The organism is Pseudomonas sp. Pseusp88 (assembly GCF_047303955.1).
Taxonomy (GTDB): Bacteria; Pseudomonadota; Gammaproteobacteria; order Pseudomonadales; family Pseudomonadaceae; genus Aquipseudomonas.
In genome coordinates this window covers 303,459-321,523 of record NZ_JBGLYM010000002.1, presented here as the reverse complement: position 1 = coordinate 321,523, position 18,065 = coordinate 303,459, and the positions used below count along the sequence as shown (strand labels likewise).

The window sequence follows — 18,065 nt, the reverse complement described above, 5'->3', positions numbered from 1 at the left end:
ATGCTTTTTTTGCCTGCGGCTTGGCCGGTACCTTGTCGGCGGGGAGGGATTCACTGTTCACAGCTTGGACCGTATGTCGAATCGTCGGGGCAGTGTATCAGGCGCATTCGTCATCCCCCTCACCCCGCGTCATTGCATAGCAAACTTTAAACCCACGTGGGACCGGCTTTGGCCGGGAAGGGGCATGGATGGTCGATACATCGCCATCGCCTGGACTATTGTCTTCCCGCCTAAAGCCGGTCCCACAAGACGTCATTTCAATTTGCAGTATCGTTGATTCAAATCAATAAAACGCCCTCAAATGTCACGTTTCAGGCCGCAGCTGCATCAGTCTCGTGCATGGCAAATTCACCAAATGGTCTTAATCGGACCATTTGGTCCGATCTAAAATTACAGGATCACTTAACTGTTTGATTAAATTAGATAAAAATTAATTGGCATGACGTCTGCAACCACTTCCGTCGAGAGCGCAGCCGTATTGGCTGCCGACGCGAATCGGTGACGATTATGAAAGTCGGTGTCTTTATCCCAATTGGCAACAACGGTTGGTTGATTTCGGAGAATGCCCCTCAGTACCAGCCTACTTTCGAATTGAATAAGCAGATCGCTCAGTCGGCAGAGCATTACGGTCTGGATTTCGTGCTGTCCATGATCAAGCTACGTGGCTTTGGCGGTAAAACTGAGTTCTGGGACCATAACCTGGAGTCCTTCACTCTCATGGCCGGCCTTGCTGCCGTGACCAGCCGAATCAAGTTGTTTGCCACCGCCGCATCCCTGGTCATGCCGCCGGCCATCGTGGCGCGGATGGCATCGACCATCGACTCGATTTCCAATGGACGCTTTGGCGTCAACCTGGTAACCGGTTGGCAGCGCCCGGAGTATTCGCAGATGGGCATGTGGCCCGGCGATGAGTTCTTCAGCAATCGCTACGAATACCTGTCCGAATATATTCAGGTGCTGCGCGATCTTTGGGGCAAGGGCCAGTCCGACTTCAAGGGCGCGCATTTCCAGATGGACGACTGCCGTCTGAGTCCCCGGCCCCAGGCCGAGATGAAAGTTATCTGTGCCGGCCAGAGTGATGCAGGCATGGAGTTTTCCGCCAAATACGCGGATTACAACTTCTGTTTCGGCAAGGGGGTCAACACACCCAGGGCCTTCGCCCCGGCGGCCGACAAATTGATCGAAGCCACTCGGGTGACCGGCCGCGAAGTCAGCACCTACGTGCTCATGATGATCATTGCAGACGAGACCGACGAAGCCGCGCGAGCGAAATGGGACCACTACAAGGCCGGTGTCGATCAGGAGGCCGTGGCCTGGCTGGGTGTGCAGGGCGCGGCTGACAAGAAGTCCGGCGCCGATACCAACGTGCGGCAGATGGCCGACCCGACCTCGGCAGTGAATATCAATATGGGCACCCTGGTGGGCTCCTATGCCAGCATCGCCCGGATGCTCGACGAGGTGGCCCAGGTCGAGGGCACTGAAGGGGTGTTGCTGACCTTCGATAATTTCGTTGAGGGGGTTGAAAACTTCGGCACACGTATTCAGCCGTTGATGAAAAGTCGTATCGACGCGATGAGTCCAGTGCCAACTCAGGTACGTAGCACCCCGGTCAGTGTGGAGGCGGTGTCATGAGTGGTGCCAAGAACCAGACCCTTTCCTCGTCCCTCCCTGTCGGGATCGGCGAAGTTGTCGGGGGCGCAGCGCCACTGGTGCTGCCCGCGCGCCCGGAGCCGCTTTACCTGCATCCGTCCACTACCGCGTTGATCGTGGTGGATATGCAGAATGCCTACGCTTCGGTCGGCGGCTATGTCGATTCCGCCGGGTTCGATATCTCCGGTGCCCAGGGCGTGATTGCCAGGGTCGGCCAGGCGATAGCGGCCGCGCGGGCGGCGGCAATCCTGGTGGTCTATCTGCAGAACGGTTGGGATGGCAAGTATGTAGAAGCCGGCGGGCCTGCTTCGCCGAATTACTACAAATCCAACGCCCTGAAGACCATGCGCAAATATCCGGAGCTGGAGGGGAAGTTTCTCGCCAAGGGTGGCTGGGACTACCAGATTGTCGCCGAATTGAGCCCGCAGCCAGGGGATATCCTGGTGCCCAAGACCCGCTATAGCGGTTTCTTCAACAGCTCGCTGGACAGCACGTTACGAGCGCGTGGCATCAGGAACCTGGTCTTTACCGGGATAGCCACCAACGTCTGCGTCGAGTCGACCCTGCGCGATGCGTTTCACCTTGAATATTTCGGCGTGATGCTTGAGGACGCGACCCATGAGCTGGGCGGCGAGGCCATCCAGGCCGGTGCGGTGTACAACATCGAAACGTTTTTTGGTTGGGTTTCAAGCGTCGGTGATTTTGTCCGGATGCTGGAAGACAAAGAGTTGGAATGAGAACCCTGTAGGAGCTGCCGAAGGCTGCGAAAGCGGTGTATCGGATAGCCCCATTCGCAGCCTTCGGCAGCTCCTGCAACCATTATTTTTTAATCGAGGGATTGTCCATGCCTAAAAAAGTCATTATTCCTGCTGGTACCGGCACGCCAATCGGCCCGTTCGTTCCAGGCACGACAGCCGACGGGATCGTCTATGTCTCCGGGACCTTGCCCTTCGACAGCGACAACAACGTCGTCCACGTCGGCGATGCCGCCGCCCAGACACGCCATGTGCTGAACATCATCAAAGGGGTCATCGAGAGTGCGGGCGGGACCATGGCTGATGTCACTTTCAACCATGTGTTTCTCAAGAACTGGGAAGATTACGCGGCCATCAACGCGGTCTATGCCGAGTACTTCCCCGGTGAAAAACCGGCTCGCTACTGCATCCAGTGTGGCCTGGTAAAACCCGATGCGCTGATCGAAATCGCCAGTGTGGCGCATATTGGCAAAGGGTCCTGACGATGGATCTCTATACCGAGGTTCATGGGCCCGCTGACGGTGAAGTGGTGCTGTTGTCTTCCGGTCTTGGTGGTTCGGCCAACTATTGGTCGCTGCAGATTCCCAGGCTGGTCGAGGCCGGCTACAGGGTAATTGCCTACGACCAGCACGGTACAGGACGCAGCCGCGGTGTTTTGCCGGCGGACTACACCATTGAGCATATGGCGCGGGACGTCGGTCGTATTCTCGACGCTACACAATCGTCCCAATGCCATTTTGTCGGGCATGCCCTCGGTGGCCTGGTCGGCCTGCAGTTGGCTTTGGACTTTCCCGAGCGTGTCCGCAGCCTGAGCCTGGTCAATGCCTGGGCGGAACCCAACCCGCATTCCGCGCGTTGCTTCGACGCCCGTCTGACACTGCTGGCCGATTCCGGCCCCCGTGCCTATGTCGAGGCCCAACCGATTTTCCTTTACCCGGCCAGTTGGTGCGCGGCCAATGCCGAGCGGGTTCAGGCGGAAGTGGATCATGCCTTCGAGCATTTCCCCGGTGCTGATACCATGCGCGCCAGAATCGGCGCGTTGCGCCGCTTCGACGTGACTGGGCGGCTCGGCGAGATCGGCGTTGCGGTGCTGATTTCGGTGGCCAGAGACGACGTACTGGTGCCCTGGACCTGCTCCGAACATTTGGCCAGGCATCTACCCGATTCGGTCTGGCATTGCGTCGAACAGGGTGCCCATGCCCACAACATCACGGCGGCCAGCGAATTCAACGATTCGTTGTTGTCCTTCGTCAAAAACAACTGAATCCGGTCATTCATCATGCAGATATCCCCGCTAGCGATCCAGGCCGATCCCGGCGCTGTCAGCCAGGGCGTTCCTGGCAAGGTCGAGTTCCGCAATGCCATGGCCCGCCTGGGTGCTGCGGTGAGCATCATCACTACCGATGGCCCTGGCGGTCGCGCAGGTTTCACGGCCTCCGCCGTGTGCAGTGTGAGCGATGAACCGCCCAGTCTTCTGGTGTGCCTGAACCGCAGTGCCTCGGTCTACGAGACATTCAAGCGTAATGGGGTGCTGTGCGTGAATGTGCTGGGCGCCGGGCATCAGGAGCTGTCGAATCTGTTTGGCGGCAAGACCGCCATGACCGAGCGCTTTGCCGCGGCCTCATGGTCCCGGGGACCGTCCGGATCGCCGATCCTGCAGGATGCCAGCGTGTCTTTTGATTGCCGCTTGAGTCATATCACTGAAGTTGGGACTCACGATGTATTGATTTGTGAAGTAATCTCCCTCTCCACCGGTGAGCAGGCGCAAAGCCTTATCTATTTCAACCGCCAGTATCACGAGTTGTAAGTGCCGGGTAGGCAAGTTGTTTTTTGAGATCCTCCAAGTTGATCGGGTGAGCGCATTATGAAGAATCTATTTTCCTGGCGAGTAAAGGCCGATGAAGGCGGCGTAGTTGCGCCTGACGAGCGATTGCCCTGGCCGCAGACCATCGCCATGGGTATCCAGCATGTCTTCGCCATGTTTGGCGCGACGCTCCTTGCCCCACTGCTCATGGGCATGGACTCCAATGTCGCGGTATTGATGAGCGGCATCGGTACGTTGATATTTTTTCTGATTACCAAAGGCAAGGTACCGAGCTACCTGGGTTCCAGCTTTGCCTTTATCGGCGTGGTTATCGCCGCCACCGCTTACACTGGCAGCGGTGCCAACCCGAATGTCGCGGTGGCACTGGGCGGGATCATTCTCTGCGGCCTGGTTTACGTCGTGGTGGGCGTGGTCGTGCAAATGGCCGGGACCGCCTGGATCGAAACCGTCATGCCTCCGGTGGTCACGGGCACTGTGGTGGCGGTGATCGGTTTGAACCTGGCCAGCGTGCCGATCAAGTCCATGGCCTCGTCGAACTTCGAGTCCTGGGTGCAATTGCTGACGTTCGTCTGCGTGGCCCTGATCGCCGTTTACTCCAAGGGCATGATGCAACGCATGTTGCTGCTGGCAGGCTTGATCATTTCCACGCTGATCTATCTGGTTTTGACCAACGTGCTGGGTTTCGGCAAGCCGGTGGATTTCAGCGCCATCGCCAATGCCGACTGGTTCGGGATGCCGGGCTTTCAGTCGCCTGCTTTCACCTTGAATGCCGCGATGTTGATCATTCCGGTGGTGGTTATTCTTATCGCGGAGAACCTTGGACACATCAAGGCGATTTCGGCGATCACCAAGCAGAATCTCGATGGCTCGATTGGCCGTGCCTTTATCGGTGACGGTGTGGCGACAGCGGTAAGCGCCGGCGTCGGCGGTCCGGGTGTCACGACTTACGCAGAAAATATCGGCGTCATGGCTGCCACCAAGGTTTATTCGACCGCGATGTTCGTCGTTGCCGCCCTGGTTTCGATCGTCCTGGGCTTTTCTCCCAAGTTCGGTGCGATCATCCATGCCATCCCGGTACCGGTCATGGGCGGTGTGTCCATTGTGGTGTTTGGCCTGATCACGGTGTCCGGCGCCAAGATCTGGGTCGATAACAAGGTCGACTTTTCCGACAACCGCAATCTGATGGTGGCGGCAATTCCCCTGGTACTGGGGACTGGTGATTTCACGCTGCATTTCGGCAGCTTCGCCCTTAACGGCCTGGGCACCGCGACCTTCGGCGCGATTCTGTTGAATCAACTGTTGAAGGGAAGAGGGCAGGCTGTTCGTTCGACGTCGATCAAGTAGGGGGGGCCGCTCCTGAACGGGTGGCGCTATTGAAGATGTGAACGCGGTTTTGCAGGAGCCGGCTTGCTGGCGATGGCGGTATGGCAGACAACAACTCGATTGTCCGACCCGACCCCATCGCCAGCAAGCCGGCTTCTGCGCTTCTGTCTTTGCAACGTGCCAGCGGTCTAAAGGTGCAGTTCACCGGCTTTTGGTGACGGTCAACACCACCGCGGCGATTCTCTCGGCCTCTCTGTAGGTGTCTGTTTCAAGTTCTTCACCAAACACATCGGGGTCCATCTCGCGATAGGTCCAGGCCAGGTCAGGCGTATCGATCAAGGGCCGGGCCTGCTCGAGGAACAGGTCGACGCCATCGACTGAGGGGGCGCCGGTGTAGAGCACCAGGCTACCGCCAGGCGCCAGGCGCTCGATCGCCTGTTCAAGGATGCACACTGACAGTTCCGAACCCAATTGTTCGCCGCCATGACGGTAGGCGCGCTGCTGAATGTCTTGCATGTAGGGCGGATTGGCGACGATCAGGTCGAAATTGCCGGTGACGCCGGCGAGAATGTCGCTGTAATAGACCGACACGTTGTCCGTACCGGCCAGTGAGGCATTGACCGCCGTGAAGCGCAGGGCAGTGGGGTTGATATCCACTGCAAGCACGTCCGCATCCCGGCGCGCCCTGGCGATGAGGATGGCGCCGACCCCGCTGCCACAGCCGATGTCTACGGCGCTGCGAATGGGCTGGGTGGTGGTACGCAAATGCTCTTCGATGGCTTGAGCGAAACGATAGGTATCCGGGCCAAAGAACACCGCATCGTGAGCCACGGTGGGGAAGCTCGAATGGACGAACAGCAGGTTGTCCAGGCTCGACCATCGCACATCGCTGACCCACATTCCCGCATGGACGCGCAGAACGCCGCTGGCAAGCAGTGTCTGCAGTTCTTGTTCCGCAAGCAGGCCGTTGTCGAATGGACGACTCCAGCCGAAAAAGTCCCTCAAGGTGCGCGCAGTGCGATTTTCTTCCCGGGCATTGACCCGTTGATGAGTCAGCGGCGTCACCGTCACGAATCGGTATTGCTCGGCCAGAAGATACTCACCCAGCTGTAGCAGGGCCAGATCATGGGTTTCCTCCGCCAGGTCGGTATCGGGCACTGCCGGGTCAATCATATTGGGCTGGTTCATCGGGTCAGGCCTCCTTGAGTGAGTTGCTGTGCATAGGCACGCGTGGCGGCCAGACCTTCAGGCGTGTCATGCGAGTGCGGGCCGATCAGCTCGATCAACTTATCCATGGGTAGCGAAAGCACCGGGAGGGATTTCTTGTCCGTCGCAGCAGTGCTGGTGCGCCTGCGAAAGCGTGGGCGAAACGGATTGGCCTGCTGACCGGGTTCATCTCCCCGCCATTCACCGGCTATCCAATCCTTGAGCAGTTGGAGCTCGTAGCCGCTGAACACGCCGAACATCACTGCGCCAGGGCCGTCGACAAGCTGCCAGAAGCGACTGTCTTGCGGGTCCTGATGCCGCTTGATCCAACCCTTGTGTTCCAGCGCTCCGAGCAGTTGCCTGCTTTGTCCCGGGGTGGCGAGCCAGTCATTGATGGTGCGATCTTCCAGCCGACAGTAGTCGGAATGCATATGCTGGCCGAAGGTACTTTTGGCTTCGAGCATGGCGACCACTTCCTGTTCGAGATCAAATGACCTGATCACGTCGGTGGAGTTGGTTCCCAGATCATTGAGCAGATAGCCGTTGCGCAATCGGGTCAGGAACTCATCGCGCCCGGAGTCGTTCGGCAGCAGGTCCATGACCGCTTGAACTGCCTTGTGCGCATGGCCCGAGCTGGCATTGTCGATGGTCACGTGCAGGGTGAAATAGTAAGGATCAATGCCCAGTTCGCTGAGCTCGAATGAGGTGATCAGCAGATGCAGGGGCAATTGTTCGTAGCCCAGGTTGTAGCCCAGTACCTCGGGCAGGAATTCGTCGGACAGATGCCCCAACGCCAGCTGGATCGTGCCCTGCAGATACAAGGCATCATCGAGCGCGTCGATGGGGGCGCAGTCATGCTCGCTGAGCAGGTTGCGATAAAGCAGCACATGATTCAGCGCGGCCTCGCCGTCGCCCAGTTCTTCCAGGTAGGTGCGGATCAGACCGTGATAGCGCCAGTCCTGAGCATGCTTCACTGTGCCGTACAACCATGCGCCATCGACCAGTTTGCTGGGGGCAACATGCTGAAGAAAATGAAGGGCATGGGCCTTGGTGGAGAAGAACGTGCGTTCGCCACCCGTACGCCGCATTTCCAGATAGGCCGCGTAACGCTCGGCCACGGACTGGCTATTGGCGCCAACCCACTGTGACAAATCATTCAGATCCTGCGGAAGGTTGCAGGGAAGGTTTTTGGCAACCTTCAACTGTTCTTCAAGGAAGTCGCGGGCTGCACTCAGGTCCGCCTTGGCAGGCGAGCGAAGCAGGCTGGAATAAAGCGAAGATATAGCGCTCGAAGGCAATTGCCCGGCGGTGGAGCGTTCGGCAAGAAGCTGTAACGACGTCATGGCGGACCTACTACTTTTCTTGATATATAGGTCAGAGATGGCGTTATCGGGATAATTCAAAAGAGTTGAAAATCTGCCGATGAGCGACCTTCGTACGGCCATGGAATGAATGGATGACGTGATCCGTTGCGCCGAGTCAGCGCGCAGTAAACCCAGGTCAGGGGAGCAAATTCATTCGCGAAGGGTGACGTACGGTCGATGGCATAACCCTCGTCCGAAAAGTCACGTTGGCGAATGAATCGGCCCCACAAAAATCATTCACGACCACACGGGTTTTCAAACATCGTTAGTGAATGGTTCTGCCACGCAAGGCGGAGTGTCCCGCTTTTGCATCAATGGAATTGAGGATCTTTGTGACCCGAAGCCATTGCCTGCGCGCATCGGCACGGCGCTTCTGCGCGGCTTTGCGGGCATCCTTGAACCGGATCCACAGGTCCGGGTCGATCTTGTTCGCACCCAGCAGGCGATAGGCCTGTTCATCGAGTTTATTGGCTTCCAGCAACAGCTGATTGCATTGTGTTGCCGCCTCCTCCCAGGTGATGCCGGTCAGAGATTTGAACTTTTCATTGAACATCTTGAGCTCCATGTAGCGATCCAACTGCTTGCTCCAGGTCAACTGCATTCATGACGGTTAATCAGAACGGGATCTTTCCTTAATCAAGACGACAGCTCGCTCAAGGCGACGTCCGGTGAACACATATTTTTACATTGTATTGAACGGTTTGACGATTTTGGCGATGGGCGGTTTCGGCGGCTCTAGTCCGGGGATCTGATAGTGGTAGGCGGAACAAGCGGTGATTTGAAGGCGATTCAGGATTGGAAACACCGCCAGGCGAGTCGTTTCGTGGCCACTGTTTTCCTCTACCAATTCGCCCAACGGCGCTTGCGGGCGTCTGAATTCTTTGTTAGCTTCGTTAAAAATGTTATCGATAACATTTTGCTCCAAAACAATAAAAACAACAGAGAATCTCCCCATGAAAACGCTTCCAAAAACCCTGTGTTTGTTGGCTTTGAGTGTTGGATTCAGCGCCGGTGCCGTTCATGCGGACACCCCGAGCAAACCGATGCGAATCGGTGCGTCCTTTCAGGAAATCAATAACCCCTATTTCGTCACGATGAAGAATGCCCTGCAGGACGCTGGCAGCAGCATTGGTGCGCAGTTGCAGATCACCGACGCCCGCCACGATGTGTCCAAGCAGGTCAGCGACATCGAAGACATGCTGCAAAAGGGCATCGACATCCTGATCATCAACCCGACCGATTCGGTCGGCGTGCAGTCGGCAGTCAAGTCGGCACATGCGGCGGGGGTGGTTGTGGTGGCGGTGGATGCCCAGGCTGACGGTCCGTTGGACTCTTTCGTCGGTTCGAAAAACTTCGACGCCGGTTTCCAGGCCTGTGAATACCTGGCCAAGAGCATCGGTAACAAGGGCGATATCGGCATTCTCGACGGCATCGCCGTAGTGCCGATCCTCGAACGCGTGCGCGGCTGCAAGGAAGCCATCGGCAAGCATCCGGACATCAAGATCGTCAGCATCCAGAACGGCAAGCAGGAACGTGATCAGGCCCTGACCGTGACCGAGAACATGCTCCAGGCCCAGCCGGGGCTAAAGGGCCTCTTCAGCGTGAATGACAACGGCTCCCTCGGTGCCTTGTCGGCCATCGAAGCCAGCGGCCTGGACGTCAAGCTGGTCAGCGTTGATGGCGCCCCGGAGGCGATCAAGGCCATCCAGAAACCGGGCAGCAAGTTCATCGCCACCTCGGCCCAGTATCCCCGCGACCAGATCCGTCTCGCATTGGGCCTGGCCCTGGCCAAGAAATGGGGGGCTCAGGTTCCCGCCACCATTCCGGTGGATATCGCGTTGATCGACCAGGCCAAGGCCAAAGACTTCAGTTGGTAAATGCCCCTGCGTCCGGCGCATATCGCCGGGCGCAGTCACTGGTGTGAATCAATCGATGGATGAGGTTGGCAGCATGAACAGTCTTTTGAAGCTGGAAAATATCTGCAAGTCCTACCCAGGCGTGCAGGCGCTCAAGGGCATCGACCTGGAAGTGCAGCGCGGCGAAATTCACGCCTTGCTTGGCGAGAACGGCGCGGGCAAGTCGACGCTGATGAAAATCCTCGTAGGGGTCGAGCATCAAGACCAAGGGCAGATCCTGATCGATGGCCAGGCGCAGAAATTCGCTACTTATCACGATGCAATCGCCGCCGGCATCGGTATCGTGTTTCAGGAATTCAGCCTGATCCCCTATCTCAATGCCGTGGAAAACATCTTTCTTGGCCACGAGCTGGTCAATGGCCTGGGCCTGTTGCGCAAGCGCGAGATGCACGACAAGGCTGCCGCGCTGTTCCAGCGTCTGGGGGTCGGCATCGATCTGCAATGCTCGGTCCGGCACCTGAGCGTGGCCGAACAACAGTTCGTCGAAATCGCCAAGGCCCTGGCCCTGGACGCACGTTTGCTGGTGCTGGATGAACCCACTGCGACCTTGACGCCCACCGAGGCCGAGCTGCTGTTCGACATCATGCGTGAACTCAAGCGCCAGGGCGTGGCGGTGATTTTTATCTCTCACCACCTGGAGGAAATCTTCCAGGTCTGCGACCGCATCAGCGTACTGCGTGACGGCAGCAATGTCGGTGTCACAGATGTGGCCGACAGCGACATCGACCGCCTGGTGGAAATGATGGTCGGACGACGCCTGGAAACCAGTTTCCCGCCCAAGACCCAACAGGCACTCGGCCCGCTGTTGCTGGAGGTCAAGGATATTCAACTGACCCGCAATGGCCCGCACAACCATTTCGACCTGCACCAGGGCGAAATCCTCGGCTTTGCCGGGCTGGTCGGTTCCGGTCGCACGGAACTGGCCCTGGCGGTGATCGGCGCCATGCCGTCGGTGAGCAAGGACGTGCACCTGCGCGGCCATAGCGTGGCCCTGCGTGATCCGGCCCAGGCTTTGGCGCAAGGTATCGGCCTGCTGCCGGAGAGCCGTAAGAGCGAGGGGCTGATTACCGATTTCAGCATTCGCGAAAATATCTCCCTGAATAATCTCGGCAAGTACGAGCACTACCACCTGATCGACCATGGCCGCGAGAGCAGTACCACCGAGGCCCTGATGAAACAGCTGTCGATCAAGGCGCCGAGCGGCGAGAGTCGGGTGTTCAACCTCAGTGGCGGCAACCAGCAGAAGGTGGTGATCGCGCGCTGGATCAATCACAACTGCAAGATCCTGATCTTCGACGAGCCGACCCGCGGTATCGATGTCGGCGCCAAGGCCGAGATCTACACGCTGATGCGCGCCCTGACCGAACAAGGCTACGCAATCATCATGATTTCATCGGAACTGCCGGAAATCATCGGCATGTGCGACCGCGTGGCGGTGTTCAACAAAGGCGCCATCGTCAAGGTGCTGGAAGCCTCTGCCGTCAACCCGCAGGAAGTCATGCGTCATGCCACCGGGAGCCACAATGAATACCTCCATTAATACCCTCATGCCAGCCAAACTGAGCTTCAATCTGGCCCGCCTGACCCGTTCACCGGCGTTCTTTCCCTTTGTCGGGCTGCTGGTGGTGACTTTGTTCATGATCTTCGCCAGTGACAAGTTCCTCACCTCGGCCAATCTGGAAAACATCGCCCGCCAGGTGTCGATCAACGCAATCATTGCCGTGGGCATGACCTGCGTGATTCTTACCGGCGGCATCGACCTGTCGGTGGGGCCGGTCATGGCTCTGTCTGGCACCCTCACGGCCGGGCTGATGGTGGCCGGTGTGCCGCCGGGCCTGGCCATTGGCGCCGGGATCCTCACCGGCGTGGCGTTCGGTATCGGTAATGGCCTGTTCGTCGCCTACCTGCAAATGCCGCCGATCATCGTCACCCTGGCGACCATGGGCATCGCCCGCGGCCTGGGCCTGATGTACACCGACGGCTACCCGATATCCGGGCTGCCGGAGTGGTTCGGCTTCTTCGGCCGCGAGAGCCTGTTCGGCGTGCAGGTGCCGATTCTGATCATGCTGCTGACTTACCTGATTGCTTATGTGCTGCTGCAACACACGCGCATCGGTCGTTATATCTATGCGATTGGCGGCAACGAAGAAGCAGTGCGCCTGTCCGGTGTGCGGGCGCCGCGGTTCAAGCTGCTGGTGTACGGCATCAGCGGCCTGACGGCGGCCATTGCCGGGCTGGTGCTGAGCTCGCGGCTGATGAGCGGCCAGCCCAATGCCGGCGTGTCCTTCGAACTGGACGCCATTGCCGCAGTGGTACTGGGCGGCGCGTCGATTGCCGGTGGCCGAGGGGTGATCCTCGGCACCCTGGTCGGGGCGATGCTGCTCGGCGTCCTCAATAACGGTCTGAACATGTTGGGCGTATCGCCTTATGTGCAGAGCGTCATCAAGGGCGGGATCATTTTGCTGGCGATCTTCATCAGCCGCCAACGACACAGATAAGCCATTAATCCACCCCCTGTTTGCCCCATGGCGCCCCGGCGCCGTGACGGGCCGACTCATGCTCGAAAGGTTGAAATCATGGACAAGAATATCCAAGACCAGATGCAAGCCGTTGTCTGCCACGGCCCCAAAGACTACCGCCTGGAGCGTATCGGCAAGCCCGTGGCGCGGCCCAATGAACTGGTGATCCGGATCGCCGCCTGCGGCATCTGCGCCAGTGATTGCAAGTGCCATTCGGGCGCGGCGATGTTCTGGGGTGGCGACAATCCCTGGGTCAAGGCGCCGGTGGTGCCGGGGCACGAATTCTTCGGCTATGTCGCCGAGGTGGGCGAGGGCGCCGAGGAACACTTTGACGTGAAGGTCGGCGACAAGGTCATCGCCGAGCAGATCGTACCGTGCGACAAGTGCCGCTTCTGCAGGTCCGGCAAGTACTGGATGTGCGAAGTGCACAATATCTTCGGCTTCCAGCGTGAAGTTGCCGAAGGAGGCATGGCCCAGTACATGCGCATCCCCAAGACCGCGATCGTGCACAGGATTCCCGAGTCGGTATCCCTTGAGGATTCGGCGCTCATCGAACCCATGTCCTGCGCAATCCACACGGTCAATCGCGGTGATATTCAGCTCGACGACGTGTTGGTGATTGCCGGTGCCGGCACCCTCGGTTTGTGCATGGTGCAAGTCGCTGCGCTGAAGACCCCGAAAAAACTGGTGGTGATCGACATGGTCGACGAGCGCCTGGAGCTGGCGAAAAAGTTCGGCGCCGACGTGGTGATCAATCCGTCCCGTGACGACGCCCGCGCCATTATCAACGGCCTCACCGATAACTACGGCTGCGACGTGTACATCGAAACCACTGGCGTGCCCGCAGGAGTCACCCAGGGCCTGGAACTGATCCGCAAGCTGGGTCGTTTCGTCGAGTTCAGCGTATTCGGTGCCGAAACCAGCGCCGACTGGTCGATCATTGGCGACCGCAAGGAGCTCGACGTACGCGGCGCACACCTGGGGCCTTACTGCTACCCGGTGGCCATCGACCTGTTCGAGCGCGGCCTGATCACTTCCAAAGGCATCGTCACCCACGATTTCCCACTGGATGACTGGGAAGAAGCCTTTGCCCTGGCCAACTCGGTGAAGTCGATCAAGGTCCTGTTGAAGCCGGGTCAGTGAGGCTGGGAGTGGTCATGAACTACGTCATTGGCGTGGACATCGGTACGCAAAGTACCAAGGCGCTGCTGGTCGATGGGCAAGGACAGATCATCGCCCAGCATAGCCAGGGGTACCGGGTCGATACCCCCAAGGTACGCTGGGCCGAGCAATGGCCCCAGGTCTGGCTGGACGCCGTCGAGGCCTGTGTGGTCGGCTGTCTGCGGACGGCAAGCGTGCCTCGGGAGCAGATCAAGGCCCTGTGCATCAGCAGCCTTTACGGCGGTTCGGGAATTGCGGTAGATGCCGACCTGCAACCGCTGCACCCGTGCCTGATCTGGATGGACCGGCGTGCCGGAGAGCAGGTGCAGTGGGTGCGGGACAATGTCGATATGGAGCGTTTGTACGCTGTCACCGGTAACTCCGTGGACAGCTACTACGGTTTCACCAAGATGCTCTGGCTCAAGCAGTACCAGCCGGATATCTGGAATCGCACCCGCTATCTGCTGCCGCCCAACAGCTATATCAATCACTGCCTGACCGGTGAGCTGGCGGTGGACCATAGCTCGGCGGGCAATATCGGCGGTATCTACGATGTCGTCGGACGCTGCTGGTCGTTGGAAATGCTCGACGCCCTGGGCATCGATTCGTCCCTGATGCCCAAGCGTTTGCTGTATTCCGGTGAAACGGTTGGTGGCCTGTTGCCGGAATGGGCCGAGCGTCTTGGCCTGCCGGTGGGCATGCCGATTCTGGCCGGGGGCGTCGATGCAGCCATGGCGACCCTGGCCGCAGGTGTCACCCAACCGGGCAATCATGTGGCGATGATCGGCACCAGCATGTGCTGGGGTTATCTCAACCAGCAGGTTGATGCGCGGCATGGCCTGGTCAGCATGCCCCATGTCTACAACGGCCATAAGGACTTGTACATCTTTGGCGGGACCATTACCGCCGGGGCGTCGGTCAGTTGGTTCCGCGAGCAGTTCTGTCAGGCCGAGGAGTTGCAGGCCCGGGACAGCCTGGAGAACAGCCTGTGGTTGCTCGAGCAGCAGGCTGCGAAAATCCCGCCGGGCAGTGAAGGGGTGCTGTTCCTGCCTTACCTGATGGGCGAGCGCAGCCCGGTCTGGGATGACCGCGCCAGCGGCAGTTTTGTCGGCCTCAACCTGTTCCACAGCCGTTTTCATTTATATCGCGCCGTGCTCGAAGGGGTGAGTTTTGCCCTGCGCCACAATATCGAAGCCGGGACCCGTGGCGCCCATTCCCTCGATCCGCGACTGATAGTGGTCGGTGGCGCCAGCCATTCGGACCTGTGGATGCAGATCATCGCCGACGTTACCCGCTTGCCGGTCTACACCATTGTTCAGGAGGTGGAAGCAGCGCTCGGTGCGGCCTTGCTCGCCGCCCATGGCGTCGGTCTGGTGGATGACCGGCAGATGGAGCAGGGCTGGGTTGAACTGGAGCAACGCGCCCAGCCAGTCGCCAGCAGCGTGGCCTCTTATGACCGCGCCTTTGTCGATTACCTGCGCCTGTATCCGGCGCTCAAACCCATCATGCACAGCCTGCAACAGGCCTGAGTCACGGAGATCGATGCAATGAACCGGATCAACTTTGATTTCAGCGGCCAGCGCATTCTGGTAACGGGTGCCAGCAGCGGCATCGGCCTGGAAATCGCCTCGCAATTGATGGCCTTCGGCGCCCAGGTCTATGCCATGGGGCGTAACCGCAAGATGTTGCAGCAACTGCATGCCGATGGCGCTCAGGTGCTGGCGGTGGATGTGGCCGACAGTGCGGCGCTGGAGCAGGCTCTGAGTGGGCTGCCCCTGCTGCACGGGCTGGTCAACTGTGCCGGGGTTTCGGTATTGGAAGCGGCCAACGCTATCAGCGCCGAGGGTTTCGATCGGGTCATGGCGGTCAATGCCCGGGCTGCCGCCCTGGTAGCCAGCCGTGTCGCGGCGGCGATGATTGCCGGTGGCGTGCACGGCAGCATTGTCAATGTGTCGAGCCAGGCTTCGCTGGTGGCTCTGGATGACCATCTGGCCTATTGCGCCTCGAAAGCCGCGCTGGATGCCATGACCCGGGTGCAGTGTGCCGAATGGGGCCGCCACGGCATTCGCGTCAACAGCGTCAACCCTACCGTCACCCTGACACCCATGGCCGCCGAAGCCTGGGCGGCGCCGGCCAAGCGCGATCCGGCTTTGGCGGCCATTCCTCTGGGGCGCTTTGCCGAGTCTGCAGAAGTCGCCGGGCCGGTGCTGTTTTTGCTGAGCAACGCCGCCAGCATGATCAGCGGCGTCAGCCTGCCCATTGATGGCGGCTATACCGCGCGCTGAGCCATTCAGGCTGCATCGGCGCGCTTTGCAGTAAACGATCGAGACCCAGCCATGGTAGCCTTTGGCTTTGGATTTCGATGCCAGGCAGTCAAAGCGTTTCGATGAGCAAGCAGAAAAGCGTCACCATCAGTGACATCGCCAAACGGGTCAACATGACCACGATCACGGTGTCCCGCGCCTTCAGCAGCCCGCATCAGGTCAAACCTGCGACCCTTGAGCGCATCCTCGAAGTGGCACGTGAGCTCGATTACGTGCCCAATGCCTTCGCCCGTAGCCTCAAGCGCAACGAAAGCCAGATCATCGGCCTGATCACCGCGTCGGTGGACAACCCGTTCTACAGCGAAATGATCAAGGCCATTTCCCGGGAGGCCAAGCGCCACGGCTACACCATCATGCTGGTGGACACCGACAAACTGCCGGAGCTGGAAAGCAAGGCGGTGGATACGCTGCTGGGCTATCGCGTAGCGGGGATCATTCTGTCGCCGGTCTCGGACGAGCCGGAGTATCAGCCCGATTACCTGGAGCGTCTGGCCAACGGCAAGACCCCGGTGGTATTGCTGGACCGTACCATCCACGACAGCAGTTTCAGCCGCGTGGTGCTGGACAACTACCACAGTGGCTACAAGGCCGCGCAGTATCTGCTGCAGCAGAACCCGGCTATCGAACACTTGCTGGTGCTGACCGGTCCGGCCCATTCGCGAATCACCGAAGAGCGCCTCAAGGGCCTACGCGCGGTGTTCGAGGCTCATCCGAAGCTGCAGATGCACATCTACCCTGGCGACTACACCCTCGATCCGGCCTATGACGGCGCCATGGCCTATTTGCAGGATCAGCCGCCGCCGGATGCGATCATGGGTTTCAACCAGTTGATCACCATGGGCGCGCTCAAGGCCCTGCGCGCCCACGGTATACCGCACCAGGACATCGTTATCTGCGGCATCGACCGCCTGCCATTCGCCGATATTTTCGGCGTGCCCATCGCCTGCATCGCCCACGACGCCACCGAGGCCGGGCGCCGCGCGGTGCAAGTGCTGCTGGAACGCCTGCACAACCCGCTCAGGGCCATGGACAAAGTGGTGATTCCAGGCGAGCTGGAGCAGAGCAGCGGTTGACGGTAGGGCGTGGGGGCAAGATCTCATGTGGGACCGGCTTCAGCCGGGAAAGGGCCTGTACATCCAAAGTACCTTCTGACCGCCAACAATGTCTTTCCGGCTAAAGCCGGTCCCACCAACGGTCATTCCCGGCTGAGATTTTGCCCATTCAGCCCGCTACCGCTCATTCCTGCGCCGCAACGCCTCCATCGCCAGCAACAGCAGCAACGCCCCCAGTACCATCATGGTCGCGGCGGCGGCGATGGTCGGGTTGAGGTTCTCCTTGATGCCGGCAAACATCTGCATCGGCAAGGTACGTTGTGACGGGCTGGCGAGGAACAGTGTGACCACCACTTCATCGAATGAAGTGGCGAAGGCGAACAGCGCGCCGCTCAGCACCCCCGGCGCAATCAGTGGCAGAGTCACCCGGCGGAAGCCGTACCAGGGCGTGGCGCCAAGGCTGGCGGCGGCGCGGCTGAAGTTGCGGTCATAGCCTTGCAGCGTCGCATTGACGGTAATCACGACGAACGGCACGCCCAGCACGGCGTGGGCGATGACCAGTCCCAGGTAGCTGTTGAGCAGCCCCCAGCTGGCGAAGAAGAAATACAGCCCCACCGCGACTATCACCACCGGCGCCACCATGGGTGAAATCAGGATCGCCATAATCAGCGCCTTGCCGCGGAATTCACCCCGGGACAGGCCGACCGACGCCAGTGTGCCCAAAACCGTGGCCAGTACCGTCGCGGCCGGGGCGATCTTCAGGCTGTTTCCCAAGGCCTGCATCCAGTCGCCGGAATTGAAGAACTCGCGATACCAGCGCAGCGACAGGCCGCTCAACGGATAACTGAGAAACGAGCCTTCGTTGAACGATAGCGGCACGATGATCAGAATCGGGATGATCAGGAACATCAGCAGTGCCAGGCTGTAAAAGCTCAGCAGCGGGCGCAGCAGGCGAATTTCCACGGGTTCG

The 18,065-nt window shown here is 59.4% G+C and carries 18 protein-coding genes; 13 read left to right on the top strand and 5 right to left on the bottom strand.

Annotated features, from left to right (window positions below):
- The first annotated feature begins 507 nt into the window (after positions 1–507).
- The 6 genes from rutA to ACCD02_RS03860 all read left to right on the top strand — a co-directional run bounded on the left by rutA (position 508) and on the right by ACCD02_RS03860 (position 5,574).
- The gene (rutA, locus tag ACCD02_RS03885) at positions 508–1,632 is read left to right on the top strand and encodes a pyrimidine utilization protein A (RefSeq protein ID WP_413298656.1); all 1,125 of its coding nucleotides are present in this window, start codon (positions 508–510) and stop codon (positions 1,630–1,632) included.
- Entirely contained in the window at positions 1,629–2,387 is a 759-nt protein-coding gene (gene rutB, locus ACCD02_RS03880) for a pyrimidine utilization protein B (protein ID WP_413298655.1), read from the top strand. The genes rutA and rutB overlap by 4 nt, the downstream gene beginning before the upstream one ends.
- Before the next feature lie 107 nt (positions 2,388–2,494).
- Positions 2,495–2,887, top strand: a complete 393-nt coding sequence (gene rutC / locus ACCD02_RS03875; RefSeq protein ID WP_413298654.1) for a pyrimidine utilization protein C — start codon at positions 2,495–2,497, stop codon at positions 2,885–2,887.
- A gap of 2 nt (positions 2,888–2,889) precedes the next feature.
- Positions 2,890–3,669 (top strand): pyrimidine utilization protein D, encoded by a 780-nt coding sequence (gene rutD, locus ACCD02_RS03870; protein WP_413298653.1) that lies wholly within the window; start codon positions 2,890–2,892, stop codon positions 3,667–3,669.
- Positions 3,670–3,684: 15 nt separating this feature from the next.
- Complete coding sequence (rutF, locus tag ACCD02_RS03865; protein ID WP_413298652.1) at positions 3,685–4,212, top strand: NADH-dependent FMN reductase RutF; 528 nt, start codon at positions 3,685–3,687, stop codon at positions 4,210–4,212.
- Positions 4,213–4,269: 57 nt separating this feature from the next.
- Positions 4,270–5,574, top strand: coding sequence for a solute carrier family 23 protein (locus ACCD02_RS03860; RefSeq protein WP_413298651.1), 1,305 nt, complete (start codon positions 4,270–4,272; stop codon positions 5,572–5,574).
- 180 nt (positions 5,575–5,754) lie between these two features.
- Here ACCD02_RS03860 and ACCD02_RS03855 read toward each other — a convergent pair whose 3' ends face one another.
- The 4 genes from ACCD02_RS03855 to ACCD02_RS03840 form a co-directional block, all read right to left on the bottom strand.
- On the bottom strand, positions 5,755–6,726 hold the full coding sequence (locus tag ACCD02_RS03855) for a methyltransferase (RefSeq protein WP_413298860.1): 972 nt from the start codon (positions 6,724–6,726) through the stop codon (positions 5,755–5,757).
- An 11-nt stretch (positions 6,727–6,737) separates the two neighbouring features.
- Positions 6,738–8,102, bottom strand: a complete 1,365-nt coding sequence (locus ACCD02_RS03850) for an iron-containing redox enzyme family protein (protein ID WP_413298650.1) — start codon at positions 8,100–8,102, stop codon at positions 6,738–6,740.
- A gap of 286 nt (positions 8,103–8,388) precedes the next feature.
- A complete protein-coding gene (locus ACCD02_RS03845) occupies positions 8,389–8,676 on the bottom strand; it encodes a hypothetical protein (RefSeq protein WP_413298649.1) in 288 nt (95 codons plus the stop codon).
- A 129-nt stretch (positions 8,677–8,805) separates the two neighbouring features.
- Entirely contained in the window at positions 8,806–9,078 is a 273-nt protein-coding gene (locus ACCD02_RS03840) for a hypothetical protein (RefSeq protein ID WP_413298648.1), read from the bottom strand.
- On the opposite strand from ACCD02_RS03840, the gene ACCD02_RS03835 reads away from it, so the two are divergent.
- The 7 genes from ACCD02_RS03835 (at position 9,077) to ACCD02_RS03805 (ending at position 17,116) form a co-directional block, all read left to right on the top strand.
- Positions 9,077–10,000 (top strand): substrate-binding domain-containing protein, encoded by a 924-nt coding sequence (locus ACCD02_RS03835; protein WP_413298647.1) that lies wholly within the window; start codon positions 9,077–9,079, stop codon positions 9,998–10,000. The two genes, ACCD02_RS03840 and ACCD02_RS03835, sit on opposite strands and share 2 nt — an antisense overlap.
- A 73-nt stretch (positions 10,001–10,073) precedes the next feature.
- Entirely contained in the window at positions 10,074–11,579 is a 1,506-nt protein-coding gene (locus ACCD02_RS03830) for a sugar ABC transporter ATP-binding protein (protein WP_413298646.1), read from the top strand.
- Positions 11,545–12,537 (top strand): ABC transporter permease, encoded by a 993-nt coding sequence (locus ACCD02_RS03825; RefSeq protein ID WP_413298645.1) that lies wholly within the window; start codon positions 11,545–11,547, stop codon positions 12,535–12,537. Before ACCD02_RS03830 ends, ACCD02_RS03825 begins: the two co-directional genes overlap by 35 nt.
- A gap of 78 nt (positions 12,538–12,615) precedes the next feature.
- On the top strand, positions 12,616–13,701 hold the full coding sequence (locus ACCD02_RS03820; RefSeq protein WP_413298644.1) for an alcohol dehydrogenase catalytic domain-containing protein: 1,086 nt from the start codon (positions 12,616–12,618) through the stop codon (positions 13,699–13,701).
- A 14-nt stretch (positions 13,702–13,715) separates the two neighbouring features.
- On the top strand, positions 13,716–15,248 hold the full coding sequence (locus tag ACCD02_RS03815) for an FGGY-family carbohydrate kinase (RefSeq protein WP_413298643.1): 1,533 nt from the start codon (positions 13,716–13,718) through the stop codon (positions 15,246–15,248).
- Positions 15,249–15,266: 18 nt separating this feature from the next.
- Positions 15,267–16,004 carry an SDR family oxidoreductase gene (locus ACCD02_RS03810; RefSeq protein WP_413298642.1) on the top strand — a complete coding sequence of 246 codons (738 nt, stop codon included), beginning with the start codon at positions 15,267–15,269 and terminating at the stop codon, positions 16,002–16,004.
- 101 nt (positions 16,005–16,105) lie between these two features.
- Positions 16,106–17,116, top strand: a complete 1,011-nt coding sequence (locus ACCD02_RS03805; protein WP_413298641.1) for a LacI family DNA-binding transcriptional regulator — start codon at positions 16,106–16,108, stop codon at positions 17,114–17,116.
- Positions 17,117–17,272: 156 nt separating this feature from the next.
- On the opposite strand, the gene ACCD02_RS03800 is transcribed toward ACCD02_RS03805, so the two are convergent.
- The gene (locus tag ACCD02_RS03800; RefSeq protein ID WP_413298858.1) at positions 17,273–18,046 is read right to left on the bottom strand and encodes an ABC transporter permease; all 774 of its coding nucleotides are present in this window, start codon (positions 18,044–18,046) and stop codon (positions 17,273–17,275) included.
- Positions 18,047–18,065: the final 19 nt, after the last annotated feature.

Coding starts and splice junctions, on each gene's coding strand:
- rutA (WP_413298656.1), top strand. CDS start 508: ATGAAAGTCGGTGTCTTTATCCCAATTGGCAACAACGGTTGGTTGATT.
- rutB (WP_413298655.1), top strand. CDS start 1,629: ATGAGTGGTGCCAAGAACCAGACCCTTTCCTCGTCCCTCCCTGTCGGG.
- rutC (WP_413298654.1), top strand. CDS start 2,495: ATGCCTAAAAAAGTCATTATTCCTGCTGGTACCGGCACGCCAATCGGC.
- rutD (WP_413298653.1), top strand. CDS start 2,890: ATGGATCTCTATACCGAGGTTCATGGGCCCGCTGACGGTGAAGTGGTG.
- rutF (WP_413298652.1), top strand. CDS start 3,685: ATGCAGATATCCCCGCTAGCGATCCAGGCCGATCCCGGCGCTGTCAGC.
- ACCD02_RS03860 (WP_413298651.1), top strand. CDS start 4,270: ATGAAGAATCTATTTTCCTGGCGAGTAAAGGCCGATGAAGGCGGCGTA.
- ACCD02_RS03855 (WP_413298860.1), bottom strand. CDS start 6,726: ATGATTGACCCGGCAGTGCCCGATACCGACCTGGCGGAGGAAACCCAT.
- ACCD02_RS03850 (WP_413298650.1), bottom strand. CDS start 8,102: ATGACGTCGTTACAGCTTCTTGCCGAACGCTCCACCGCCGGGCAATTG.
- ACCD02_RS03845 (WP_413298649.1), bottom strand. CDS start 8,676: ATGTTCAATGAAAAGTTCAAATCTCTGACCGGCATCACCTGGGAGGAG.
- ACCD02_RS03835 (WP_413298647.1), top strand. CDS start 9,077: ATGAAAACGCTTCCAAAAACCCTGTGTTTGTTGGCTTTGAGTGTTGGA.
- ACCD02_RS03840 (WP_413298648.1), bottom strand. CDS start 9,078: ATGGGGAGATTCTCTGTTGTTTTTATTGTTTTGGAGCAAAATGTTATC.
- ACCD02_RS03830 (WP_413298646.1), top strand. CDS start 10,074: ATGAACAGTCTTTTGAAGCTGGAAAATATCTGCAAGTCCTACCCAGGC.
- ACCD02_RS03825 (WP_413298645.1), top strand. CDS start 11,545: ATGCCACCGGGAGCCACAATGAATACCTCCATTAATACCCTCATGCCA.
- ACCD02_RS03820 (WP_413298644.1), top strand. CDS start 12,616: ATGGACAAGAATATCCAAGACCAGATGCAAGCCGTTGTCTGCCACGGC.
- ACCD02_RS03815 (WP_413298643.1), top strand. CDS start 13,716: ATGAACTACGTCATTGGCGTGGACATCGGTACGCAAAGTACCAAGGCG.
- ACCD02_RS03810 (WP_413298642.1), top strand. CDS start 15,267: ATGAACCGGATCAACTTTGATTTCAGCGGCCAGCGCATTCTGGTAACG.
- ACCD02_RS03805 (WP_413298641.1), top strand. CDS start 16,106: ATGAGCAAGCAGAAAAGCGTCACCATCAGTGACATCGCCAAACGGGTC.